Origin of the sequence: Gimesia benthica (assembly GCF_009720525.1) — a bacterium.
GTDB classification, from domain to species: Bacteria; Planctomycetota; Planctomycetia; order Planctomycetales; family Planctomycetaceae; genus Gimesia; species Gimesia benthica.
Genome location: NZ_CP043930.1, coordinates 4,915,568 through 4,940,336, shown reverse-complemented (window position 1 = coordinate 4,940,336; position 24,769 = coordinate 4,915,568). Strand labels below are relative to the sequence as shown.

Annotated in this window: 15 protein-coding genes and 4 pseudogenes; 6 read left to right on the top strand and 13 right to left on the bottom strand. The window is 46.4% G+C overall.

Translation table 11 applies throughout. From position 1 onward, the window contains the following. Positions 1 to 189 precede the first annotated feature (189 nt). From F1728_RS19225 to F1728_RS19210, 4 genes are all read right to left on the bottom strand, one after another. Entirely contained in the window at positions 190 to 2,055 is a 1,866-nt protein-coding gene (locus tag F1728_RS19225; protein ID WP_194242443.1) for an SUMF1/EgtB/PvdO family nonheme iron enzyme, read from the bottom strand. Positions 2,056 to 2,248: 193 nt separating this feature from the next. Beyond that, positions 2,249 to 3,730: a glycosyltransferase family 39 protein gene (locus tag F1728_RS19220; RefSeq protein ID WP_194242442.1), complete on the bottom strand. Its 1,482-nt coding sequence runs from the start codon at positions 3,728 to 3,730 to the stop codon at positions 2,249 to 2,251. A 165-nt stretch (positions 3,731 to 3,895) separates the two neighbouring features. Beyond that, entirely contained in the window at positions 3,896 to 5,011 is a 1,116-nt protein-coding gene (locus F1728_RS19215) for a DUF1559 family PulG-like putative transporter (RefSeq protein WP_194242441.1), read from the bottom strand. After that, on the bottom strand, positions 5,001 to 6,119 hold the full coding sequence (locus tag F1728_RS19210) for a DUF4339 domain-containing protein (protein ID WP_155365440.1): 1,119 nt from the start codon (positions 6,117 to 6,119) through the stop codon (positions 5,001 to 5,003). The genes F1728_RS19215 and F1728_RS19210 overlap by 11 nt, the downstream gene beginning before the upstream one ends. 227 nt (positions 6,120 to 6,346) lie before the next feature. On the opposite strand from F1728_RS19210, the gene F1728_RS19205 reads away from it, so the two are divergent. The 4 genes and pseudogenes from F1728_RS19205 to F1728_RS31735 all read left to right on the top strand — a co-directional run. Further along, a protein-coding gene (locus F1728_RS19205) for an IS3 family transposase (protein ID WP_155365439.1) occupies positions 6,347 to 7,521 on the top strand; the annotation gives its coding sequence in 2 pieces (ribosomal slippage) (positions 6,347 to 6,611 and positions 6,611 to 7,521; 1,176 coding nt in all). A gap of 89 nt (positions 7,522 to 7,610) precedes the next feature. Then, a complete protein-coding gene (locus F1728_RS19200) occupies positions 7,611 to 8,066 on the top strand; it encodes a hypothetical protein (RefSeq protein ID WP_155365438.1) in 456 nt (151 codons plus the stop codon). An 868-nt stretch (positions 8,067 to 8,934) separates the two neighbouring features. Further along, positions 8,935 to 10,037, top strand: a protein-coding gene (locus F1728_RS19195) for an IS3 family transposase (RefSeq protein WP_155365437.1) whose coding sequence is annotated in 2 segments (ribosomal slippage) — positions 8,935 to 9,199 and positions 9,199 to 10,037 — 1,104 coding nt in all. Because the reading frame shifts where the segments join, the coding sequence is not laid out codon by codon here. Between the two features lie 87 nt (positions 10,038 to 10,124). Next, positions 10,125 to 10,726: pseudogene (locus F1728_RS31735) on the top strand (transposase); the annotation flags it as partial. Between the two features lie 122 nt (positions 10,727 to 10,848). Here the strand turns inward: F1728_RS31735 and istB are convergent. Continuing rightward, entirely contained in the window at positions 10,849 to 11,643 is a 795-nt protein-coding gene (gene istB, locus F1728_RS19180; RefSeq protein WP_155365434.1) for an IS21-like element helper ATPase IstB, read from the bottom strand. A 2-nt stretch (positions 11,644 to 11,645) separates the two neighbouring features. Continuing rightward, positions 11,646 to 13,142 (bottom strand): IS21 family transposase, encoded by a 1,497-nt coding sequence (istA, locus tag F1728_RS19175; protein ID WP_228030246.1) that lies wholly within the window; start codon positions 13,140 to 13,142, stop codon positions 11,646 to 11,648. Between the two features lie 146 nt (positions 13,143 to 13,288). On the opposite strand from istA, the pseudogene F1728_RS19170 reads away from it, so the two are divergent. Beyond that, positions 13,289 to 13,537: pseudogene (locus F1728_RS19170) on the top strand (integrase core domain-containing protein); the annotation flags it as partial. Between the two features lie 152 nt (positions 13,538 to 13,689). On the opposite strand, the gene F1728_RS19165 reads toward F1728_RS19170, so the two are convergent. The 7 genes and pseudogenes from F1728_RS19165 to F1728_RS19135 form a co-directional block, all read right to left on the bottom strand. After that, positions 13,690 to 14,958: a hypothetical protein gene (locus F1728_RS19165; RefSeq protein WP_155365433.1), complete on the bottom strand. Its 1,269-nt coding sequence runs from the start codon at positions 14,956 to 14,958 to the stop codon at positions 13,690 to 13,692. A gap of 807 nt (positions 14,959 to 15,765) precedes the next feature. Further along, complete coding sequence (locus F1728_RS19160) at positions 15,766 to 17,283, bottom strand: DUF1573 domain-containing protein (RefSeq protein WP_194242440.1); 1,518 nt, start codon at positions 17,281 to 17,283, stop codon at positions 15,766 to 15,768. A gap of 313 nt (positions 17,284 to 17,596) precedes the next feature. Beyond that, a pseudogene (locus F1728_RS19155) lies at positions 17,597 to 17,913 on the bottom strand (integrase core domain-containing protein); the annotation flags it as partial. A gap of 44 nt (positions 17,914 to 17,957) precedes the next feature. Next, positions 17,958 to 19,132 (bottom strand): IS3 family transposase gene (locus F1728_RS19150; protein ID WP_155365429.1). Its coding sequence is split into 2 segments (ribosomal slippage): positions 17,958 to 18,868 and positions 18,868 to 19,132, totalling 1,176 coding nucleotides; the frame shifts between segments, so codons are not numbered across the junction. A gap of 141 nt (positions 19,133 to 19,273) precedes the next feature. Continuing rightward, the gene (locus F1728_RS19145; RefSeq protein ID WP_194242438.1) at positions 19,274 to 21,826 is read right to left on the bottom strand and encodes a BPL-N domain-containing protein; all 2,553 of its coding nucleotides are present in this window, start codon (positions 21,824 to 21,826) and stop codon (positions 19,274 to 19,276) included. 176 nt (positions 21,827 to 22,002) lie between these two features. After that, positions 22,003 to 22,263, bottom strand: a pseudogene (locus F1728_RS19140) (integrase core domain-containing protein); the annotation flags it as partial. A 35-nt stretch (positions 22,264 to 22,298) separates the two neighbouring features. Next, a protein-coding gene (locus F1728_RS19135; protein WP_155365429.1) for an IS3 family transposase occupies positions 22,299 to 23,473 on the bottom strand; the annotation gives its coding sequence in 2 pieces (ribosomal slippage) (positions 22,299 to 23,209 and positions 23,209 to 23,473; 1,176 coding nt in all). Between the two features lie 106 nt (positions 23,474 to 23,579). On the opposite strand from F1728_RS19135, the gene F1728_RS19130 reads away from it, so the two are divergent. After that, positions 23,580 to 24,679 (top strand): IS3 family transposase gene (locus F1728_RS19130; RefSeq protein ID WP_155365428.1). Its coding sequence is split into 2 segments (ribosomal slippage): positions 23,580 to 23,844 and positions 23,844 to 24,679, totalling 1,101 coding nucleotides; the frame shifts between segments, so codons are not numbered across the junction. The last annotated feature ends 90 nt before the right edge of the window (positions 24,680 to 24,769 follow it).

Genomic DNA, 24,769 nt, shown 5'->3' with positions numbered 1-24,769 from the left:
TTATTTTGTTGTTGCGTCTCTTTTGTTTTCATGCAGTCAAAATACAGATACACAATTCTGTATGAATCTATCTGAGGTTTTTCTTGTCTTTTTTTATCAGCTATTGGCTGAAGGTACTTCTTAACCGAATTGGAAATGCGATGTTCCCATTACAGATTAAAAACCAAGCTATATACCTGGGTGTTTTTATTATTCCCTTCTCATTTCGCATACAATTCTAAAACCAATAAATGGATTGTGCTTCCAGGGAACAGTGATGGGATAATTGATTTTGCATCCTTCTCCCACGTAGATCCAATCACATCCCCGCACAACTTTCAAATACCCATGTTTCGGACCTTGAGGATCACGTAAAGGAGAGCGACTATAATAATCACGATCAAACCAATCCGAGCACCATTCCCACACATTCCCACGCATATCATACAAACCAAATGCATTCGGAGCATAACTCCCTACTTTGGTAATAGGGAGTGGATGAGTTTTACCCGCAGCTTCACCGGATGTGTCATCCATACTTTTTACTGAGCTGAAAGCATAGGGTTGCTCAGAACCAGCACGGCATGCATATTCCCATTCTGCTTCGGTAGGCAGCCGATACGTGCGTTTGGCATTTTTCTCTGTTGGTGTGTTAGAAAGTCGCCGGCAGAATTCATTTGCATCGTTCCAGGTTACCTGCTCAACAGGAAAAGATGTTGTGTCCTCAGAAGTGGATTGATGAAATGCAGGATTTATCCCCATGATTTTTTCATAATCGCCCTGGGTCACTTCATAGGCACCAAGATAAAACGGATGTGTGATCTGAACTGTGTGTTGTGGGGATTCTGGTGGTAAGTCGTAATCGTTGCCGTCATCCGGCAATCCCATGATAAATGACCCTTTAGGAATGAGAACAAATTTCATGTCTGTTGAGTTTAAAAAATCTGACGGGGCTTGCTCAGGCTTTTCTGAAATTGAAGCATGATTAACTTCAGAAGCATCTTCCAGTTCATTGACTGTGTTTAGATGTTCGTCAAAATCAGATGCCAGGATATCAGCAGGAGTTTCACGAGAATGTATGACATGCCAAACACCGGGATCAATCTTATCTGAAATAAATTTCACAGTCCCATCTAAAAAAAGGACATTGACACCTCCATCGTGCTGACTACGAGAAGTGGCTTGTGTATTTACATCGACGTAAGAAACACATGCCATCTTTTCCTCTACAAGTTTCTCTACACCAAGAATGTCGTGTAATTTCCCGCAGCCGATAAAGTCGTCAGATCGAGCCCATGGATTATTCGGCCCATAGTCATCTCCATTCACACCGTGTGCCCAAGTGACGCTGCTTCCAATATGTCCCCAAGACCATACACCTCGAGGATCGATCGGGTGAATCCCAGCACGAATTTCTTCCAAGGCTACGAGGGTTGCCCGGCCATTATAAAGATCACCAAATGAAAATGTCTTGTTAAAACCTGCTACACCATTTCCCCAATATTGGAACTTACGAGAGTCCTGGTCTATTAATAGATGAGAATAGTCTCCTGAAGGAGATGCTGTAGACCCATATCCTATTTTTCCAGTATGAGTCCCTCCATTAATGGCATAATTTCCACGAGCAAAATGAATGGTTGAGTCATCGGCTGATGCAAATTGATGCATGTTTTCGGAAGAATTATATGTATCACTGGGACATCGCATTAGCGAAAGGGGAGAATTTCGTACCTGGAGATTCTGTTCATGAGCAACTGGCAGATTGTAGTCAAATGAGTTTGCCAATTCTGTTTTATCTAAATGGGGGAGAAGTAAGAGAACCCAGTTGGCACGAGTGAATATGTCGAGTTGTTTGCTCGCATTTAATGCCAGAGAGTGCATATCTTGCGTGCCCCAGATAGCAGCGGGAGGTAAACATCGATGAGTATCATGATAGGAATATAAGGCGGTCCCTAGTCGCTTCATGTTTTGTTCGCATTGCTGAATCCTGGCCGATTCTCGCATTGCAAGAATATTCGGGCTTAGTAAAGCGATTAATAACCCAACAACAGCCAATAAGATAAGAACTTCGCGCAATGAGAATCCATCGCGGTTTACTGCTCTGGCTGGCTGATATGAAATTGAATGAGATATCATTATTGGACTCGGATCTGCGTAAATTTATTTTTGTGAATTAAAAACACCAATACATTGGACTGCAGGAAATAAAAGAGAATATCGTTCGTATTATGTACCAGTAAGCTGGTCAGAAATGAGTATTCTGACGATGCTAATCAATCTCTAACAATCCAATCTTCTGCTGAGTTCCCGAATTTTGTTTTCTTTCATAAAGCCGCAATACGAGTTCACAATTAAAGTCAGGATAATGGGTTTCCCCGATCTTTTTCCATTCCTGCGAAACGGGGACTTTTGTCTTCAGCCAGCGGCTTTCATCAAGGGTCCATATCCAACGGGTTTTCATTTGATCAATCATTTTTGAGTTGACATAGTCTGTTTCCAACATAACAGAGCTACCTTGATAGAAAGGGTACTCCTGCCCACGATCGCGTGTATATGTGAAAACTCGCTTGCGATTTTTTGTGCAAGTAATTGCCGTCGTATAGAGCAGAGGGTTACATACGATGAGGGGCTCCGTTGACTTGCTAATGGAATCATACCTTGTGAGGGCTGCTGCCATTCCGGGATGGTCTGCCATCATTTCCCGATGTTGATAATTCCAGTGGCTACAGAAAGCCATACCACCTAACACTGCAACTATTGTGATATTTCGGACGAATTTGTTTGGTATTCGGCATATTAATATTGCAGCGGCAGTAAACAATAATATTTGAGCGAACATAAAATAACGTGCTTTAAATACGTTACGCGATGTTAAGGAGTAAATGATTGCCATCAAAAAAGTGACTGTAGATGCAATAAAAATGAAAATATCGGCTGGACGACGACCCAATAACAGCAATACCAGTCCTAGAAAGACTGCCTGGGCAATGATCAGGCCAGTGATCATTACTTGCGGGAATCCTTTATCAAATATAAAAAGTTGATAAAAAGTATGTCCCACATCTCTCAATTGAAATGGTTGTGTATAAAAGTTTGCATTCACTCTTTGGGTCTGGTCTAAAAAACTCAGCAGCACTAGTTGCCAGACCCAGAAAAAGATGAGAGCGGAAATGAAAACCGGCTTTAAATTTGCAAGACGGTCCCGTGGACTTCCATTTAGTTTGTGAAACCATAGGTAACCAGCGGCAAAACAATATTGCCCCGCAATAATAAAGAGACCAAAGTGGTGGGTATAAGCTAAAGCGATAGTTGTTATTGTAAACAGAACCCAATCCCTCATCCCCGGCTTTATTTTATGCAGAGCGCGCATCAGAAACCAGCTTGAGAAAGCGGTTAATGTCGTACCCAAACTATACATCCGAGCGATCAGCGACCAGGAAATATGGAGTGGGCTTAAAGCAATCATAGCTGCTGTCAAAAGTGCAGCGAGAGAGGCTGGACTTGCATCTCTATGCCCCAATTCATCACTTGAAGAATAAGCTTCTTTGACAAACAGATAAGCGCCGATGATCGTAGTTATCCCAAACGTGACTCCAAACATCCTTGTAGCAAACATCGAAGTCCCAAACAAAATTCCCCATATTTTAAGTAATATAAAAGACAAAGGGGGGTGCGTATCTTCTGAGACATGCTTCCAAAGATCCACAAAAGAAAACTCCGTCATTTTCAGTGAGAAGCTTTCATCAAACACATAAGTCACTGTCGTTAAATTATGTGTTCGCAACAGGAGAGCTACGAACAGAATAAAGAGTAATGCTAATCCTGTAAGAAAAATTCTGAACGGTGTAGTCTGTTGGCTTATATTTGTCATATTGCCAGAAATAGTTTGCTAAAAAACAAAGAAGTAGAGCAGGTGTCAATACTCTCCACCCGAAATTATTTGCTGTGCCAAAGGGCTTCCCTCCAATGATTGGCCTTGAGGGCTAGCCAGAGAAGCATAGACCTTCCCATCAATATTTTGAGAGATGAATTGTACACGCCCATCGCAAAGTCCTACGTTGACCCCTCCATCATGCAAGGAACTGGGATAAGGAGATGATCCTTCAGGTTGGGAGATACCCGAATTAATGGCACTCGCTCCTGAATTCGATCGATTGTAATCTACATTTCCACTTGAACAGTTGCCGTTCAAGCAAGGGTTGCCAATGAAAAAACTTGTTAGATAAGGATTGGGAGATGCCCAGTTATCTGTAGGGTTCTTAGGGTTATATCCAGTGCGAAGATTCTCTGAAACGAGCATGGTATTAGAAGCACCATCAGTGATTGTCGCCATGCTATGGTGACGCTTTGATCTGATTTCACCTTTCCAGGTCTCATTAAAAAACAAACCCATTTGAGTAAAAATCTCACGATCTGATGGTGTCCCATCACCACTGGTCGAGGAATTACATGTAATGCCATTTCCGTTGAGGTCTAACTTTCTTTGTGTCGTATCAACGGGGCAATCATGGACTCCGTTTCTCATTGTAGTGAAACCGACTCCACTACTGACAACATAAGTTAAATTTCCGTTTCCGACGACTTCAGTCTTGTCAGATGGGCATGTCAAAACAGGAATGTGAGTATTTGCCAGCGGTTTATTGACTGGATCATTATAAGATTTTTCTACATCCCATTTGTCATATATCATCGATTGGTCGATAAAAGGGAGAATTTCCACAACCCAGCTACGATAGGCACCAACTGAAGCCGGAGTTCCATCTCCATAGTAACCGCATGCCGGAAAACGGCCTGCGGTGTCAGTAGCCTGTAAAATGCCAAGACTGATATTCCGCATATTATTTAAACACTGTACTTGCCTGGCAGAATTGCGTGCTGTCTGAATAGCGGGTAGAGCGAGTGCCGCCAAAACACCAATCACCGCAGTAGAAACCAACAGTTCTACGATCGTAAAACCCGATCTGTAATCGTTCTTCGGATGAAAGATGGGTAAGATTTTATCTGGGTTGAAATGGGATTTTTTATGCATCATCCGCATGAGCCTCCAACCACCAGGCGGCAAAGTAGGTTAGCACAGCGACAATAATCACAGAATCCACAAAGTACATCCAGTAAGCAAAGGAAGAGCATTCTCCAACCAGCGGAAAGATCAGCTTAGCCTCAGTCGGTCTGCGCGAAGGAAAAATCATGTTCTGTTTTTCCGACCAATTAAATAGAAAGAAAACTGTGACGTTTGTCATCACCAACGTTGCTCCCCATCTGTATCCCTGGCGTAAATACGGCGCAGCAAAATAGGCTAACAGGGGACACAGAATAATTACCGCCAGAAATGAGCAGGCTGCATAGACGATAAACAACAGGGGAGAAGTATATCCCACAAGGGGAAAATAGAGTTGCCCCTGGCCCATCCAATCTACAAAAGCATAAATTCCCAGGCTCGCACAGAGGATGAGAGCACAGGCAAGCAGCAGTTTGCGAAAGGCGGTATGTTCCAGAAAGGATAAGTTGATCGTGGGAAGCTTTTGTCGGGAAGGCGGAGCCTGTTCCTGATTAGGAGCACGAGCGTCAATTCGCTCTACAGCTGCATTCACTGTGGTCGACCAGGTCTCTTCGGAATAAGCGCCGGTTTCAGTATCGTCGTTCAATTCATCTAAATCGACGTCTGGTCCCGCAAGTAAATCCAAATCGGTTTCCAATTCCGAACTGCCGGCGATGGGCCTGCTAAGATCGACATGAATCTCCCGCTGGGGGGCGACGGAAACCGGGGGGATCTTATTGTTTCTTAAGGACAGCAGTCGTCTCAACCAGCCGGGGTGTTCCAACTGTTGTTCCGGCTGGATGGTGTCAGTCGACTCTGCTATATCTGATTCTGTCAGAAAAGTATCTAGGTCATTTTCATCAGCATATTCGTCCCCCGAGTACGTTTCTTCCGATTGAACTGTCGGCAGTGTCACCGGATCTTTGCGCGACATATAAAAAAGGCCAGGTACAGAATCTGCCCGTTGCCACTCATCCATATAACTGGGGCGCACCATGGTTTCGGGCAGCAGGCACTCTTCGCGTACCATTTCCACCATCTCACGGAACAGGTACGGTCCCAACTCTTCCTTAGACTGTTTGTAAAACCATTCAGTTGCCATAGTTCGATAGTCTCAAGGGCGTGATTCGTAGAAACAAATTGTTTCATTGCATATTTACAGCAATGAAGCAGATTGCCGAGAATTAAATAGTGTACAACACTGGCTACTTCAATGGCAACATTGGTCCATTATTATCTCGAGATATCTGATATTGACCTGCCCCCCTTAACCGCGTCCAGAACTTGATATACTAATCAGGATTCTGGACCAATTGAGGAGGAGGCAACATGCCCACCAAGCGTCATTCATCCGAACAGATCATTTCGAAACTCCGGGAAGCCGAAGTCCATCTCGCCCAGGGGATGACGATTCCCCTGATGTGCAAAAAGCTGGGAATCCACCAGCAGACGTACTACAAGTGGCGTCGTGAATACGGTGGCTTGCGGATGGACCAAGCCAAACGTCTGAAAGAGCTGGAGAAGGAAAATGCCCGACTCAAGAAGCTGCTGGCAGAGTCGGAACTGGATAAAGCCATTTTGCGGGAAGCCGCCTCGGGAAACTACTGAGCCCGTCGAAACGGAGTAAGGCGGTGAATTTCGTAAGAGATTCCCTGGGGCATGATCAGGTTTCGGAACGCCGGGCCTGTCGTGTCCTGGGACAATCCCGTTCCACGCAACGGAGGCAGCCTGTAGTCCCTTCCGATGAACCCCGGCTGGTTCGGGAGATCATTGATCTAGCGAGTCAGTACGGCCGTTATGGCTATCGTCGTGTGACAGAGTTACTGCGACGGCGAGGCTGGAAGGTGAATCACAAGCGAGTGGAGCGGCTCTGGCGACAGGAAGGCCTGAAAGTACCACAAAAACAGCCAAAACGTCGTCGACTGTGGTTCAATGATGGTTCCTGTGTCCGTTTACGTCCCCGGCATCGCGATCATGTCTGGAGCTACGATTTTGTGCATTGCCGGACTCACGACGGCCGGGCTTTCCGGATGCTGACTGTGCTCGATGAATTTACCAGAGAGTGCCTGTGTATTGATGTGCAAAGGAGATTAAACAGTGAAAGCGTTCTGGAACGTCTGAGCGACCTGTTTGTGCGTCGTGGAGTCCCGGATCATATTCGCAGTGACAATGGTCCCGAGTTTACAGCAGAGCGGGTTCGTGACTGGCTCCGCAGGGTAGAAGTGAAGACCTTATTCATTGAACCAGGCAGTCCCTGGGAAAATGGTTACATCGAATCCTTCAACGGAAAACTGAGAGATGAATTGCTCAACGGTGAAATCTTCGATACGTTATGGGAAGCCAAAGTGCTGATTGAACGCTGGAGGAGAGATTATAACTCCATCAGACCGCACAGCTCACTGGGCTACAGAGCCCCGGTACCGGAAGCGAAGCTGTTCTGCTCGCCTGCTTCCGCTCCGCTACAGCAGACGAGCAGAACAGCTGTTGATACAATAGAACACTGAGTCTTGTGACTGGTGTCATACTCGGGGGCAGGTCAGTGCATCCATCTGACTCATGTTTATCTATTGCATAAAACGAAGGAGATTTAAAGATGAGCTATCAAACTAAAAAAAAAATAATTTCAGTTCTTGGAATCTGTATTAGCTTTTCAATTACTTTGAAAGTTGGAAATGCTGAAAAATCACAGCCAACGGAAAATAAAATATATTGGGGTAAGCTGAAAGGTATCGATGATATACAAGCCGGAATTTCAGTTTCTCCTCAAAAACAAATATACGAATTAGGTGATGTCATTTATGTTCATTTTTATTTTAAGAATTGTGGAAAAAAAAACCTAAGAGGAAATCTTCCAAATCAAGTAAGCACACATATGATTAAATCCTTTAACGTTTCAAATATAGAAGAGAATCAGCTGCAGCTTAAAGGGGATCGACCAGGCGGGAGTTCACTTGTTGGGAGTAAAGTTGGATATCTTCCACCTAAAAACCATGTTTATATCAAAGGGTTTCGGGTGGTACTTGGGGAGAAAAAAAAGAAGATGGAATAGACAAACGTGATAGCACTGAAGTGTTAAAAAATAAACAAGTACAACTTAAAATGAAAAAATCACACGAACTTAGGATACCCAGAGTCGACTCGAATCTCGCGTCTTCTTTTTCTGATGTTCCTTCTGCATTTAAAACCCCTTCTCCTTTTGAAACTCTCACTAAAAATAACGGCACCATAATTAATTCAACGTTAGTAAATAGAAACCGCGGAACAATAGTTTTGGTTGGACAGAACAAAATGTTGACATTAAAAGCAACAGTACTAAACCCTTTTTATGATTCAACCCCTAAATATTTAGAGACAGGTGTAATAAGTTTAAACTTGAGTTCTAAGTAATAAAAAGTCAGTTCATTGACCTGATACTATGACCGCCGTTTCAATCCTGTTCCCTAAATCGCTAAGATGAGTGAGCCAGTTATCCCTGACCTGATCACTCTATCAAGGAGACAAAACCATGTGGAACATTGGCATCGATCTTCATTAGAAAGTGTAGTTCGACTTCAATTGTCCCGGAGAGTCTACAAATATTGCGTTTATTTAATCGTTTAACATACGACTGCTACAGAAATGTCTAAAACAGAACTGGCTCTTGTTGTTAGAAGATATCCAGATAAAAGCTGGATTTTCAGTAAAAAAACTAACGGTGTCCCCGCAACGTGTTGGTAACCGGACGCCTCAGGAGTTTGCAATGTGATGAGACAAGGCATAACTAGCCTGAAATCTCTTGTCTCAAGCTGGTGCATAGCTGAGACAAGTCAAGCAGTAGGCTACTAAGACGTGCGACGGATTGACCTTCTCTCCGATTCTTGATCCATGCGGAATGCGAGAGATTTTGTTATCTTGTATTCAGGAAAAGGATCAGATCTATGAAACGAAAACGCTACACAGAAGAACAAATCGCCTTCGCTTTACGCCAGGCTGAATCAGGAAGCACAGTGGCGGAAGTGACCCGCAAGATGGGGATTTCCGAACAGACCTTCTATCGCTGGAAAAAGAAATACGCCGGGATGGGAGTAGCTGAGTTGCGTCGCCTGAAGCAACTCGAGGAAGAAAACAAGAAGCTGAAACAGCTCGTGGCCGATCTCAGCCTCGATAAGAAGATGCTGCTGGATGTCGTCCAGGGAAAGGTATGAGGTCTGATCGTCGTCGCGTAGTGGTGAAACGGCTTCAGGCAGGTTATTCCCAAAGCGAACGTCGTGTTTGCAGGGCGTTGAATTTTCCACGAGCCAGCCACCGCTACAAAAGTGTTCGAGACGAGAGGACCGAATTACGAATCCGGTTACGTGATCTGGCCGGTACCCGCGTGCATTACGGTTATCGGCGGTTACATATCCTGTTACAGCGGGAAGGCTGGCATGTGAATCACAAGCTGGTGTATCGGCTCTATGTCGAAGAAGGCCTGCAAATGCGGCGAAAACGCCCCCGGCGGAATCGGAGCTGTCAGGTTCGGAAAACACGTGAGCAAGTCAGTCGCACCAATGAGAGTTGGAGTATGGACTTTATGGCCGATCAGCTGTTTAATGGGCAGCGGTTTCGGCTGTTGACGTTAGTCGATAACTTTAGTCGTGAGAGTCTGGCCATTCAGGTGGGAACCCGACTGACAGGAGATGACGTGGTGAAAGCTCTGGATCGCATCAAAGAGGCTCGAGGCTGTCCCCAGTCAATCCGTGTAGATAACGGCCCTGAGTTGTTCATTTCGAAGAGTCTGGACTGGTGGGCTTACTTCAACAAAGTGACTCTGGATTTCAGTCGACTGGGAAAACCAACCGACAATGCGTATATTGAATCGTTCAACGGGCGAGTTCGCCAGGAGTGTCTAAACCAGCATTGGTTTTTAAGCCTGGCAGACGCACAGGAACAAATTGACCAGTGGCGGCTGGACTATAACGAAAACCGCCCACACAGCTCGCTGGGAAATCAGACCCCGGTGGAGTTCGCGAAAAATTCATCCCTGGCGCGCCAGGGATGAATTTACTGACCTTCTCCCCGATTCTTGATCCATGCGGAATGCGAGAGATTTTGTTATCTTGTATTTTTCGTGGGAGGATCAGACAGCATGAAACGGAAACGATATTCGGAAGAGCAGATTGCCTTTGCATTGCGGCAGCATGAGTCCGGCACTGCGGTGGCGGAGATCGTCAGGAAGATGGGGATCACCGAACAGACATTTTACCGCTGGAAGAAGAAATACGCCGGTCTGGGCGTCGCTGAAGTCCGCAGACTGAAGCAGCTGGAAGAGGAAAACCGGAAGCTCAAACAACTGGTGGCTGACCTGAGTCTGGACAAGAGCATGCTCCAGGATGTTCTCAAAAAAAAGCTGTGAGGCCCGCTCGTCGTCGTACTCTGGTGCAGGAACTTCAGGTTTGCTACGAAGTCAGTGAGCGGCGTGCCTGCCAGGTGCTCGGCTTTCCGCGAGCCAGTCACCGTTACCAGAGTGTTCTTGATGAACGGGCCGAGCTGCGGATGCGACTGCGCGAACTGGCCACCATTCGTGTGCGTTATGGATATCGGCGGCTGCATATCCTGTTACAGCGGGAAGGCTGGCGTGTGAATCACAAGCTGGTGTATCGCCTCTATTGTGAAGAAGGCCTGCAGATGCGGATCAAAACGCCTCGCCGGAACAAAAGCTGTGCCGTTCGTGGTGAGCGTTCTCCGGCCCGGCAGTCCAATGATGTAAACAACGGTCAGAAAACGTAGCGCCTGCCGGTTGAAAACCGTAGCGCTATCTGTGCAGGATTCGTCCGGATGTGGCTGTGTGGGGACGAATGCGTGGTCTTTTGTTATTTCGTCAGTCGCGGTTTCTTGCTTGAGCTTTTTGTGTGCCGCCGTTTGGCGTCCTGTAACCGGTAACTTTCACCAGTGGTTTCCAGGATGTGGCAGCGATGAGTGAGCCGGTCGAGTGTGGCCCCCGTCAGCCGTTCGCTGCCCAGGACCTCAGTCCAGTTTTCAAAGGGCAGATTGGTCGTTACGATCAGGCTGAAACGTTCATAGGCCGTGCTGATGACGTCGAACAGCAACTCGGAGCCGAGTTTACTGGCGGGGACATATCCCAGTTCATCCAGAATCAGCAGATCGAGTTTCGCGATCTGCTTTTTCAGGCGGGTTAACTCCCGCTGTTCGCGGGCTTCCATTAACTGGGTAATCAGTTCGGTGACCTGATAAAAGCGGACCCGCTTTCCCTGGCCGCAGGCGGCAATCCCCAGGGCGACTGCCAGGTGCGTCTTGCCGGTGCCGGAATTACCCACCAGCAGGATATTCTCCCGCTGCTCGATAAACTCACCCCGCATCAGTTCGCTGACCAGCAGTTTATTGAGGCCGGGCTGGGCCTGAAAATCGAACGTTTCCAGGGTCTTATACGTCGGGAACTTTGCCGCCTTCAGACGTCGTTCCGCGGCCCGGCGATCCCGTTCAATCAGTTCCAGTTCACATAACTGTAACAGGAATCCCAGATGGTCGACATTGTCAGTGGCACAACGGGCGGCGATCTTTTCGCATTCTCTGAGGATGGTGGGCAGCCTCAGGCTCTTGAGATGGTGCTGCAGCAGCACCAGACTTTTGGTTTGTTTTCTGGTCACGTTTAACCTCCGATTAACAGGCACTGGTAAGCAGAAACATCCGTCTGTGCCACCTGTACCAGCTTCAGGTGGGGACGGCCTTCCAGGCTGAACAGAGTCAGCGGTGACTCCTGCTGGTATTCCAGAATCAGGCGAATGGCAGAAGCGCGGGTCGCATCAATGTCCAGCGCGTATTCCACCGCACGCTTCAGTGCGGATAACGGATGGTGTTCCAGCAGGCGCAGCACCTTGATGAACTCCCGCGTGCCGTCTGACTGCAGTTCGGCTTCCAGCCGACGGCGGAGAATGCCCAGACAGACCGGCAGATCCCAGTCTTCCAGGGGGCGGGCATGATCAAAGCCTCCCGGCTTCCGTTCCAGTAAACTCAGGTAATGAATCGGGTTAAAACGGGTCTGTTCCCGTCCCCAGTCCCGCTGGTGCCGGGCGATTAACGTCTCTTCAAACAACAGCCGCACTTCGGCGATGGTGGCCACGATGGTGATCTGACGATGCGCGTATTTTGTGGGAACCGAGTAACTGTTGGTATCAAAGCGGACCAGCGACAGGGAGTCGGCGTGTGCCTGTCCCAGTCGGCAGGCTTCGAACGTCTGCTGTGGCAGGGGCCGCAGGAATTCCCGTTGTTCTTCCGCCAGCAGGCTCTGTTTGGGGGAAGCCTGTCCCCGCAACTGACGCTGCAGATCGTTCCGGCAGCATTGCACTAACTGCTCGTTCAGAGTCTCCAGGGAAGCAACCCGGGGAACGGGGACCAGGAAGTTGCTGCGGGCATAGTCCAGCAACCGCTCGACATGGCCTTTCTCATTCGGTCGTCGTACCAGACAGAAATGATCGTCAAACAGAAAGTGGCTTTTCAGACGCAGGAACTCGGTCGTTACTTTTCGCTCACGGTTCCCTACCAGACTGGCTACTGCGATTTTCGAGTTGTCATAGCTGATCCGCTGCGGTACACCGCCCAGAAATTCAAAGGCCCGCTTGTGTCCTTCCAGAAAGGCTTCCGTACATTCCCGGGGAAAGGCCTGGATAAAAATCGCGTCCGAATAAGGTAACGTCATCACAAACAGGGCGACTTTGGTCAGTGTTCCGTCCAGCCAGACATCGGCAAAGCCGAAGTCCACCTGGGCTTCGCCCGGGGGATGGCGGAGCGGCAGGAAAACCTCGCGGGACTGGGCTTTCCAGTCACGGATGGCTTCCCGGACGATCGTGATTCCACCGGAATACCCGTGTTCGTCCCGCAGACGTTCGAAGATGCGCTTCCCCGTATGGCGCTGTTTGCGATGCACGCTGCGGTCGTTCTGCAGAATCTCATGAATGATCGGCAGAAACGGCTCCAGCTTGGAAGGACGGGGCTTAGTCAGCCGATATCCCGGCGGCTCCGAGTAGGTCAGTATTTTTTGCAGCGTGTCCCAGTGAATATCGTACTCGTCACGAGCAGCACGTTGACTGATTTCTCCGGTCAGAACACGTCGACGGATCTCACCCCATAACTCCATATCTGTAATCACCCTTGCCTCCGCTGTTTCCGGATCAGAACTGACTCAAATACTGAGAGTCTGACCCAAAACCAACAGGTGGTCATCTGGGCGCTACGTTTTTATACCGATTTGCCACTCTCCGGCAGGCGCTACGTTTTCTGGCCGTTGTTTACACTTACTGGAACCGGGTGAAGCTTGACTTCAGTCGTCCGGGAAAGCCTACAGATAATGCGTTTATTGAATCCTTCAACGGTCGACTGCGACAGGAATGTCTGAACCAGCACTGGTTCCTGTCACTGGAAGATGCCCAGGAAAAACTGGATTCCTGGCGGAAGGATTACAACGAGCGGCGTCCCCACAGTGCATTGGGCAACAGGACGCCTCAGGAGTTTGCGAAGTTTTCAGACCAGGCATGCCTGGTCTGAAAACCCTTGTTCACTCGCATTCCAACTGGTACAGAGTTGGGGGCAAGGTCATTACCTTGGATTTCTAACATTCCAACTGGTACAAGGTTGGGGGCAAGGTCACAACTCTCGCAGGAAACTTCAGGCAGAGCCTGGATCAGTAAGTGAAAACGTCAATTATTGGTTTTTCGTTTCCTGACCCATAACCCAATTAAAATACAGAGTAAGGCGAGGATATTGATAGCGATTAAGGTGAATTGATACTTGGGGAAATTAGTGTTATTCTCAGCCTTAACAATATTTTTGAAAGAAGAATTGTTTTTGATGCCGTAATCTGCAAGTTTTTCAAGACTTCCTGACTTGTTGACATAAGCAACTTTTTCAATATCGTCCATATACAATCCACCATCCGCTAAAGCAAGGCCATCTAATGTAAACCAGGCTGGTTTAATGGGCTCGTTTAATGAACAATCTCCAAACTGCAGAGTGCGATGATTAGTACCTCTCTGGATGACTGCTTCTGAAGGAACAAAGATACCATCAACCTTAGTGTATCTTACATTGCGAATGATATGGGGCTCATCATTCTTTTTTCTTCCCGGACTCCAGTCGCTCAGTCTGGAGTTGTTAAATCCATAAGCCGAATAAAAAATTAATTCACGGGATTTCAGTCCTGTGTCAGGATATAAATTAGTTACTCGAAACCAAGTCTCCCCCTCGACCTTAGCTTCATCAATTCGAAGAAAAGATTTGGGCAATTTATTTTTCCGAATATCATCCGCCCACCCGTTCATTTCATATGCGAACTGATGGTGGGCACTTGGCCCCATTAATATTCTGGGGTCAATAGAATTCGAAAATAAAGAAAACATTGCCAATCTTGTATCTTTTCGAAATGCTGTAGGTAGCGTTTTGGTTTTAATTTTTGTCCGAAATGGGTTGAGGTACGGACTGTTTGGAGAATATGAAAGATAATGCTCTTGAGTTACAATATTTTTTTCAGAGTCCTCACGTTTGAAAGGAACATCTACTATTTTGCCATCTGTCTCATTTACAAATTCTGCATTTCCATTCTCATAATCAGAATAGATCTTATTGTTAATTAAATCGATTCTGAAGTTATGTTTTGCAGTAAAAGAAACTGAAATGGGAAATGTCAACTTTGAATATCCTAATTGACGCAATGTACTAATTGATAGAGTTGATTGGTTAATCTCATTGCAGGTTCCTTGCCAAGTATGAATTTTTTCATAGTTCCCTCTCGTTTGGTGGCCAATCAGTTCCAACACTGAAATTAATCGTTCACGAGAAGTAATCTCTACCCAGGAAGAAGGCTTTGGTTCTTTATATTTAACTTCATCCTTAACGTCAGGGGCACAAAAGGCGATCTTGGTGATGCAAACGAACATAACCAGTGAAAGTAATATTGCTAAACGAATCATTTTTGATTGATTCCTTCTGTCTCGTCCATGGTAATGAATACCAGCTTCTGAAATTAGATACAGCAGGAATCCTGCTAAAATTATGTAAATATTAATGCCCTAACAACTGAATTACTTACTCAGATAAGGCTAATTTTACAAATTTGATTTTTCCAAAGCGCGGCAAAGAATAGAGTCCCACAGAATGTCCGAAGGGCTCTATTCTTGAAATGCTAATTGTATAAGATAAAACTAAGATTCTTCAGTACTTGCTCGGAGAGTTTTGTCAAACTTTTCAACTCTGTACGTGCTAAGAGTTGTGCATTTCATACACCACTGCGCGCTTGTTCCAGGGAGGCTGCAAGCCCCTGTCCCGCTACAAAGAGCCCCATAAGTCTTGGTACCGTTAGCGCAATTGCCCCAAGTATAGCAAAGGAACTGAACTTCCGACACAAGTTCTTGAGTTCCTCCGGTACCATTGGCATTTTGAAATGCACCCAAAGATTGGGTTAACTTATACACACCAGTACAAGAGCCACTACCTCTGCTATCATCGCATTGTGCTGAACATGCACTAGTTCCTCCAACAGAACATACATTATCTAGGAACCCACTTAGTGTGGAACTTGCTTTAAGATACCCAGTAGAGTAACTAGCCACATGCAATAAAGTAAGTACCATAGAGATCTTGATTGCTTTGGTTAACATTCCAAACTCCTTGTAGAATTAATAGTTGGTTAGGTTTAATTTAAATACAACGCGAGTTTCTTTGATTTCTACGCAGCACAAATTCGACTCAATCATTTGTTTTATTATCTCTGCGAAATATCAATTGACATAAATCACGTAAGGGATTTTCAAAACTTCATTTAAAGTTGTTCCTTTGACTCGAATCTTGACCATCCCTTTATTGATTCCTGATTTGATCGCTTTGAAGCGAAGCTCTAGAGTTATTGGGGAGAGCTTCCGTTTGTGAATATTTATATCAATTTCAATTGGTTTCTCATCAACGGTAATTGAGACTGGCTGTTGGTTATGTGTGATAATTTGTATTTTCTCTGTCGAAGTATCTCCAACACCAACTTGTGCAAAGGCGACTGTAGAAGGAACGGCCTGAACAGGCTTAGCTACTTCATACATAATAGGGAGAACCAGTGTTCCAGTGCGTGCACTGGTCGTAACAATTGAAATTTCACCTAGATGGTTTCCAGGCTTATTGCCAACTGCTTTGAGATCAAAATGGATCTTGTAGCGTTTCAGGCTATTGATCGCACTATCAGCACATGAGGCCTCTGTTTTGAAAGTGATTGGTAAATCGCCTACGTCAATTGCCTTTATTTCAAATTGATCTTCATTATTTTCCGAAAGAGTGACTATTCGTGCAGAAGTCTCACCAAGACCAACAGTTCCAAAATCAAGCTGGCTGGGATAAAGTTCAGCACCAATTACTCTGTGGCCAAATACAAATAATTTAAATTCTTTAGATTTCTTACTCTTTGGTTCAGTGCACTTTATATCAATAGTTTCGTGGAGCAATCTAGAAGTAGTGTGTGAAACTGAAATAAGGATTTCATGGGACTCACCAGACTCTAGAAGGACTTCCTTGTTCATTTCTGGAACTGTACAGCTACACGATGCTTCAGGACGCCCAATAAGAATGGCAGTTTCCCCTGTGTTTTTTATCGAATAGCGACATTGTGCTTTTCCTGTACCGACTAATTTAGCAAAGTAGTTAAAAACTTTGTCTAGTTTCAGCATGCCGGTGCCAATACGAATAGGAATCCCGTTGCTGACTGGAGAGTTTATTTTCAAACAGGCTGTAAATGGCTCGTCTTTTAATTGGTTTTTACTTAGTAGTATTACATCAGATATACCATGCACAAGCTGATACATCACACCATGTTCAGTATTTACTGCACTAAGGAGGAAGTACGTATGCCCGCTTGCGTGCTTAAGAAGAATTGGTTTTTCAGGGGTTAGGTGTGAGCTATCCAAGCAATAATCAATTGACACAGGTTCTACCAAGTTCGCATATGGACTGTTTTTTTTGTGTATATCCTCTAAAACGCCATTGTCACTTGGATTGGTAGGGTCCAGCCCAAGGCTTGATTTAAGAAGGTATTCATTAAATTCACTACAATGATAGTCACAGTTCTTGAGGTGAACGATGTCATTTGTAGCAGGGGTGCAACCAACGATAGAAAAAAGCAGAATTATAAAAAACATGGACAGTCTGGCATTGGTTTTGACACATTCCAAAAACAAATTATGCAGCATAAAAAAACTACGTAGCGTGGTAAATAAAATAATGATGCTCCCTATCGCCAAGGGTGGGGGGGTGGCCATGTGTTGCGCATCCATAAAAATGGCGGCAAAATACTGTAATTTTAATTGCTTCAGTTTTAACTATCCTATTATTTGTATAGATTGTGGATTTTTAGATTGTGATGTATTGTTAATTTGAATATAAGGAGAGTTTTGTGTATGTCAAGTGATTACGCATTATTTGTAAAGTGATATTGTGTATCTCGGTTGCCTTTAGCTCTATGGACTTCTGACCTAGCCCCCTTAACCGAGTCCACCTGAAATGTGGTAACATTTCAATTTGACCTTGCCCCCAACTCTGTACCAGTTGGAATGTTAGAGATCCAAGGTAAATTCATCCCTGGCGCGCCAGGGATGAATTTTTCGCGAACTCCACCGGGGTCTGGTTTCCCAGTGAGCTGTGTGGGCGGTTTTCATTGTAGTCCAGCCGCCACTGGTCGATTTGTTCCTGAGCGTCTGCCAGGCTTAAAAACCAATGCTGGTTTAAACACTCCTGGCGAACTCGCCCGTTGAACGATTCAATATACGCATTGTCGGTTGGTTTTCCCAGTCGACTGAAATCCAGAGTCACTTTGTTGAAGTAAGCCACCAGTCCAGACTCTTCGAAATGAACTCAGGGCCGTTATCCACACGGATTGACTGGGGACAGCCTCGAGCCGCTGACCTGCCCCCGATAATGACACCAGTCACAAGACTCAGTGTTCTATTGTATCAATGGCTGTTCTGCTCGCCTGTTGGAGCGGAGCGGAAGCAGGCGAGCAGAACAGCTTCGCTTCCGGTACCGGGGCTCTGTAGCCCAGTGAACTGTGCGGTCTGATCGAGTTGTAATCTCTCCTCCAGCGTTCGATCAGCACTTTGGCTTCCCATAACGTATCGAAGATTTCACCGTTGAGCAATTCATCTCTCAGTTTTCCGTTGAAGGATTCGATGTAACCATTTTCCCAGGGACTGCCTGGTTCAATGAATAAGGTTTTCACTTCAACTCTGCGGAGCCAGTCTCGAACCCGCTCTGCCGTGAACTCGGGACCATTGTCACTGTGAATATGATCCGGGACTCCACGACGCACAAACAGGTCACTGAGGCGTTCCAGAACGCTTTCACTGTTCAATCTCCTTTCCACATCAATACACAGGCACTCCCTGGTATATTCATCAAGCACAGTCAGCATCCGGAAGGCCCGGCCATCGTGAGTCCGGCAATGCACAAAATCGTAGCTCCAGACATGATCCCGATGCCGGGGACGTAAACGGACACAGGAACCATCATTGAACCACAATCGACGACGTTTCGGCTGCTTTTGTGGGACTTTCAGGCCTTCCTGCCTCCAGAGCCGTTCCACTCGCTTGTGATTCACCTTCCAGCCTCGCCGTCGCAGTAACTCTGTCACACGACGATAACCATAACGGCCGTACTGACTCGCCAGATCGATGATCTCCCGAACCAGCCGGGGTTCATCGGAAGGGACTACAGGCTGCCTCCGTTGCGTGGAACGGGATTGTCCCAGGACACGACAGGCCCGGCGTTCCGAAACCTGATCATGCCCCAGGGAATCTCTTACGAAATTCACCGCCTTACTCCGTTTCGACGGACTCAGTAGTTTCCCGAGGCAGCTTCCCGCAATATGGCTTTATCCAGTTCCGACTCTGCCAGCAGCTTCTTGAGTCGGGCGTTTTCCTTCTCTAACTCTTTCAGACGTTTCGCCTGATCCATCCGCAAACCACCGTATTCACGACGCCACTTGTAGTATGTCTGCTGGTGGATTCCCAGTTTTTTGCACATCAGGGGAATCGTCATCCCCTGAGCGAGATGGACCTCCGCTTCCCGGAGTTTTGAAATGATCTGTTCGGATGAATGACGCTTGGTGGGCATGTTGACTCCTCCTCAATTGGTCCAGAATCCTGATTAGTATATCAAGTTCTGGTTCCGGTTAAGGGGGCAAGGTCACTCTAACATTCCAACTGGTACAAGGTTGGGGGCAAGGTCAGGTCAAGTCAAATTCCGTAAGCCACATTACTGAGTAGGCTTTCGTTTAGCTGCCCATAAGATCGCATCACTTAATAAACCCCTAGTTTCAGGATATACCTCAGGATGAGGACTAAAAATAATGACTTTCCCTGATCCATAATTTGAAGCAATGACAGCTGGCGATCCATCCATCGTTCCTCGTTGTGCTTCGAACGCCCAGATTTCAGAGCGATAGCGTGCAAGCACTGAATATAACGGGAGATCATAACTGCCGGCTGGAGATAGAATAGGTCCTCCAGCATAGCGAATGCTGATTAACTGGGGAGTTAACTTAAACACCTCTTTTCCTGCGGGTGTTAACTCAATTTCTGCTTTTCCTCCACCGCGAGCAGTAATATTTATGAGACCATCTCCAGAACTTTCTACTTTACCTGTCATTGTTTTTGCATTTATAATACCTAAGCTCCATTCATATCTATCAGTTGCCAGATAAGCTCCAGCACAGATACCAATATACCCACCTCCTGATTTAATAAAATCCAAAACGGCTTGTTTTCCTTTCTCCTCCAATTGCTCTGCGTATCTTGCCCCCTTGCCACCTGGAACAATAACAACATTAAAATCAGCCAATCTACCGTTTTGAATTTCTTCAGTTGAAAGAAAATTCCAAACAATAAAAGGGATCGGATCTAATGTTTTTTTTAAGTTGTCATACTCCTTTGCATCATGTTGATCTATTGCTAATACCGCTATTTGAATTGGCAATGATTGTTCTTGAGGTAATTTATTTGAGTCAAATTCATATGGAAAGTCTGTACTCGAATACTTCTCTGAAGAAAGCGAACTTCTATGAAGAGTGGAAGGATCAGCTAATAGTCCCACACCCAAAGTACGTCGGACCTGATTTGCCTCGGCTAATGATATATTATATATGTATATAGTTTTTCCTACTGTTGCTACTGGAGTAAAATTTTTGAAATACGAGTATTCGCCAGTTTGATTGTTAATTTGGTTTACGCTACATGCATGCCATCCTGGAATAGGACCTGGTTCCATATCTTTGCTGAGAGAGTGTTTTACATGGCGAGATGGTGGAGAGGGGCCAGCATCCTCTAAGTCCAGTAAATATCTGGAGAAAGTATTATTCGACAGTACATATAAGGGATGCATTTTAAGATTCTCATCATACCAATCTTGCAAATAATAGTAGTCCTGACTCCAATCAAGATTAGAACCTAACAAGTAACGATTCCCTTTTTCAGTTCCACCAGCCAATTCATTGAAATATGACATGCTGTGGGGAAATACAAGCAAGCTGCTTACAACAGTCCAGCCAAGAGCAGTCAAGCTGGCAAATCTTAACAATTGTAACTTGTTCTGACTGGGAACTGCGGTCTTGCTTATCCAGATGAACAAAAAAGGAAAAGCAGGAAGCAGGTAACGGAAGTGGCGACTGAAGCCATCTTGTGAGCTTACTAAGATAAACAAAGAAATCATGGGAATCAGCAAAACAGTTTCGTGAATCCATATTGGCCGGTTGCTGTCACCAGACACACTCTTTAAGCATGTTTTATTCGAGAATTTCAAAGAAAGTAGAAATGAAATGAGAGTGAGGACTAAAATTCCCAAAGGAACTTTGAGCAGGGATGCAATAATGTAATAATACCACCATCCTTTATCTTGCCATTGTCCTAATAGATAGGAGCTTAACCCTTTTTCAAAATCATGTCTTTGAAGATCCATACCTCGCAAATAATTTGAAGGAATTGGGACTGGGCAATTCTCTAGCCATGTCTCTCTAAAACGATTTCCCCCCCCCTCTGTGAATGACCCCTCTCCGGTTAACGTGCTGCTGACAAAAGAAAATTCACTTAATCTAGTAAAGGTACCTTCAAAACCATAGCCCAGGTTAAGCACAAATAATGCAACGACAAGGATAGCAGACAGCTCGGGTAAACTTGGTTTCTTGTTCGTATCAGAATTTTCGTGAGCCTGAGAGAATCGATAAGTGATCCAAACCACAGGCCAAAGAAGAAAGAAGATGATGAGCGTCATCTTTGTTAGCTGTGCCAAGCCGAGAACAATGCCTGCGATCATTGCCCCTAAGGAGTCTGGATTGATCAACCATCGCCAGAAACAGTAAGCTGCAGAAACACCTAATGCAGCTGCAGCTGCATCTGGGCAGATCGTTGCCGACCATGCTAAAACATTAGGCGAAAAAGACCATAGTGCCAATGCAAATAGTCCTGCAGATGGTCCATAGAGATCTCTTGACCATTTCCAGCAGACCAAGCCCCCAATCACACTAAACAAAAGGCACGACAAGCGAGCATTAAAAAAAAGTAACCTAATACGTGTGCGATTCAACCGAACGAATCGTGCACCCAAACTAAATTCTGGACGGTATTCCGGTTTGTTTTTAATAATGGTGGTATCCCAGTACATCTGTGGTTTTGCTAATGCTATTGACTGAGCCGCCAAACACTTCACTAAGGGAGGATTTACCGGATACAGATCAAATCGACCAGTTTGAAGGATGTGTAAACCGGCAGTTAAATGTGCTGTTTCGTCGGGGGCAGGGGAGTTGTTTGCTGACATCCACATTACCATGAAAATATGGACGGTCACGAAAACTGCAACGAAAGTTAATTCAGAGAAATTTCTTGAGTGTGGATTTATTAACATAGCGATCAAAACCAAGTTGCGAAATCTAAAAACACAGTCCATTTATTATGGAAACTGAAGTGACCTGCCCCCACGGACGGTACCAGTTGTTATGTTACAGTTCCTAAGTGGTTATCAGTATCCTTGTTTGCCAGCTGTAGCGTAGCGGAAGTTGGCAAACAAGGGGCGATTGCCTCCGGGGCAGGTGGTAGATAGCCCAGCGAACTATGCGGCCTGATCGTATTGTATTCCCTTCTCCAGCGTTCGATCAACACTTTCGCCTCCAGTAGTGTGTCAAAGATTTCGCCATTCAACAGCTGATCCCGCAAGGTTCCATTGAATGATTCTACATATCCATTCTCCCACGGACTTGACCTGCCCCCGATAATGACACCAGTCACAAGACTCAGTGTTCTATTGTATCAATGGCTGTTCTGCTCGCCTGTTGGAGCGGAGCGGAAGCAGGCGAGCAGAACAGCTTCGCTTCCGGTACCGGGGCTCTGTAGCCCAGTGAACTGTGCGGTCTGATCGAGTTGTAATCTCTCCTCCAGCGTTCGATCAGCACTTTGGCTTCCCATAACGTATCGAAGATTTCACCGTTGAGCAATTCATCTCTCAGTTTTCCGTTGAAGGATTCGATGTAACCATTTTCCCAGGGACTGCCTGGTTCAATGAATAAGGTTTTCACTTCAACTCTGCGGAGCCAGTCTCGAACCCGCTCTGCCGTGAACTCGGGACCATTGTCACTGTGAATATGATCCGGGACTCCACGACGCACAAACAGGTCACTGAGGCGTTCCAGAACGCTTTCACTGTTCAATCTCCTTTCCACATCAATACACAGGCACTCCCTGGTATATTCATCAAGCACAGTCAGCATCCGGAAGGCCCGGCCATCGTGAGTCCGGCAATGCACAAAATCGTAGCTCCAGACATGATCCCGATGCCGGGGACGTAAACGGACACAGGAACCATCATTGAACCACAATCGACGACGTTTCGGCTGCTTTTGTGGGACTTTCAGGCCTTCCTGCCTCCAGAGCCGTTCCACTCGCTTGTGATTCACCTTCCAGCCTCGCCGTCGCAGTAACTCTGTCACACGACGATAACCATAACGGCCGTACTGACTCGCCAGATCGATGATCTCCCGAACCAGCCGGGGTTCATCGGAAGGGACTACAGGCTGCCTCCGTTGCGTGGAACGGGATTGTCCCAGGACACGACAGGCCCGGCGTTCCGAAACCTGATCATGCCCCAGGGAATCTCTTACGAAATTCACCGCCTTACTCCGTTTCGACGGACTCAGTAGTTTCCCGAGGCAGCTTCCCGCAATATGGCTTTATCCAGTTCCGACTCTGCCAGCAGCTTCTTGAGTCGGGCGTTTTCCTTCTCTAACTCTTTCAGACGTTTCGCCTGATCCATCCGCAAACCACCGTATTCACGACGCCACTTGTAGTATGTCTGCTGGTGGATTCCCAGTTTTTTGCACATCAGGGGAATCGTCATCCCCTGAGCGAGATGGACCTCCGCTTCCCGGAGTTTTGAAATGATCTGTTCGGATGAATGACGCTTGGTGGGCATGTTGACTCCTCCTCAATTGGTCCAGAATTGACCTTCCCCCCGTTTCTTGATCCATGCGGAATGCGAGAGATTTTGTTATCTTGTATTCAGGAAAAGGATCAGATCTATGAAACGAAAACGCTACACAGAAGAACAAATCGCTTTTGCTTTACGCCAGGCTGAATCAGGAACCACAGTGGCGGAAGTGACCCGCAAGATGGGCATTTCCGAGCAGACCTTCTATCGCTGGAAGAAAAAATATGCCGGGATGGGGGTGGCTGAACTGCGGCGTCTGAAGCAACTCGAGGAAGAAAACAAGAAGCTGAAACAGCTCGTGGCCGACCTCAGCCTCGATAAGAAGATGCTGCAGGATGTCGTCCAGGGAAAGGTATGAGGTCTGATCGTCGTCGCATAGTGGTGAAGCGGCTTCAGGCAGGTTATTCCCAAAGCGAACGTCGTGTTTGCAGGGCGTTGAACTTTCCACGAGCCAGCCACCGCTACAAAAGTGTTCGAGACGAGAGGACCAAATTACGTATCCGGTTACGTGATCTGGCCAGTACCCGCGTGCATTACGGTTATCGGCGGTTACATATCCTGCTTTCGCGAGAGGGTTGGCACGTCAATCACAAGCTGGTGTACCGGCTCTATGTCGAAGAAGGCCTGCAAATGCGTCGAAAACGTCCCCGGCGGAATCGGAGCTGTCAGGTTCGGAAAACACGTCAGCAAGCCAGTCGCACCAATGAGAGTTGGAGCATGGACTTCATGGCCGATCAGCTGTTTAACGGGCAGCGGTTCCGGCTGTTGACGTTAGTCGATAACTTTAGTCGTGAGAGCCTGGCCATTCGGGTGGGAACCCGACTGACTGGAGATGATGTGGTAGCAGCTCTGGATCGAGTTAAAGCGGCTCGAGGCTGTCCCCAGTCAATCCGTGTGGATAACGGCCCTGAGTTCATTTCAAAGAGTCTGGACTGGTGGGCTTACTTCAACAAAGTGACTCTGGATTTCAGTCGACTGGGAAAACCAACCGACAATGCGTATATTGAATCGTTCAACGGGCGAGTTCGCCAGGAGTGTTTAAACCAGCATTGGTTTTTAAGCCTGGCAGACGCTCAGGAACAAATCGACCAGTGGCGGCTGGACTACAACGAAAACCGCCCACACAGCTCACTGGGAAATCAGACCCCGGTGGAGTTCGCGAAAAATTCATCCCTGGCGCGCCAGGGATGAATTTACCTTGGATCTCTAACATTCCAACTGGTACAGAGTTGGGGGCAAGGTCAGAATCCTGATTAGTATATCAAGTTCTGGTTCCGGTTA

Coding starts and splice junctions, on each gene's coding strand:
- F1728_RS19160 (WP_194242440.1), bottom strand. CDS start 17,283: ATGGCCACCCCCCCACCCTTGGCGATAGGGAGCATCATTATTTTATTT.
- F1728_RS19215 (WP_194242441.1), bottom strand. CDS start 5,011: ATGATGCATAAAAAATCCCATTTCAACCCAGATAAAATCTTACCCATC.
- F1728_RS19210 (WP_155365440.1), bottom strand. CDS start 6,119: ATGGCAACTGAATGGTTTTACAAACAGTCTAAGGAAGAGTTGGGACCG.
- F1728_RS19145 (WP_194242438.1), bottom strand. CDS start 21,826: ATGTCAGCAAACAACTCCCCTGCCCCCGACGAAACAGCACATTTAACT.
- F1728_RS19200 (WP_155365438.1), top strand. CDS start 7,611: ATGAGCTATCAAACTAAAAAAAAAATAATTTCAGTTCTTGGAATCTGT.
- F1728_RS19165 (WP_155365433.1), bottom strand. CDS start 14,958: ATGATTCGTTTAGCAATATTACTTTCACTGGTTATGTTCGTTTGCATC.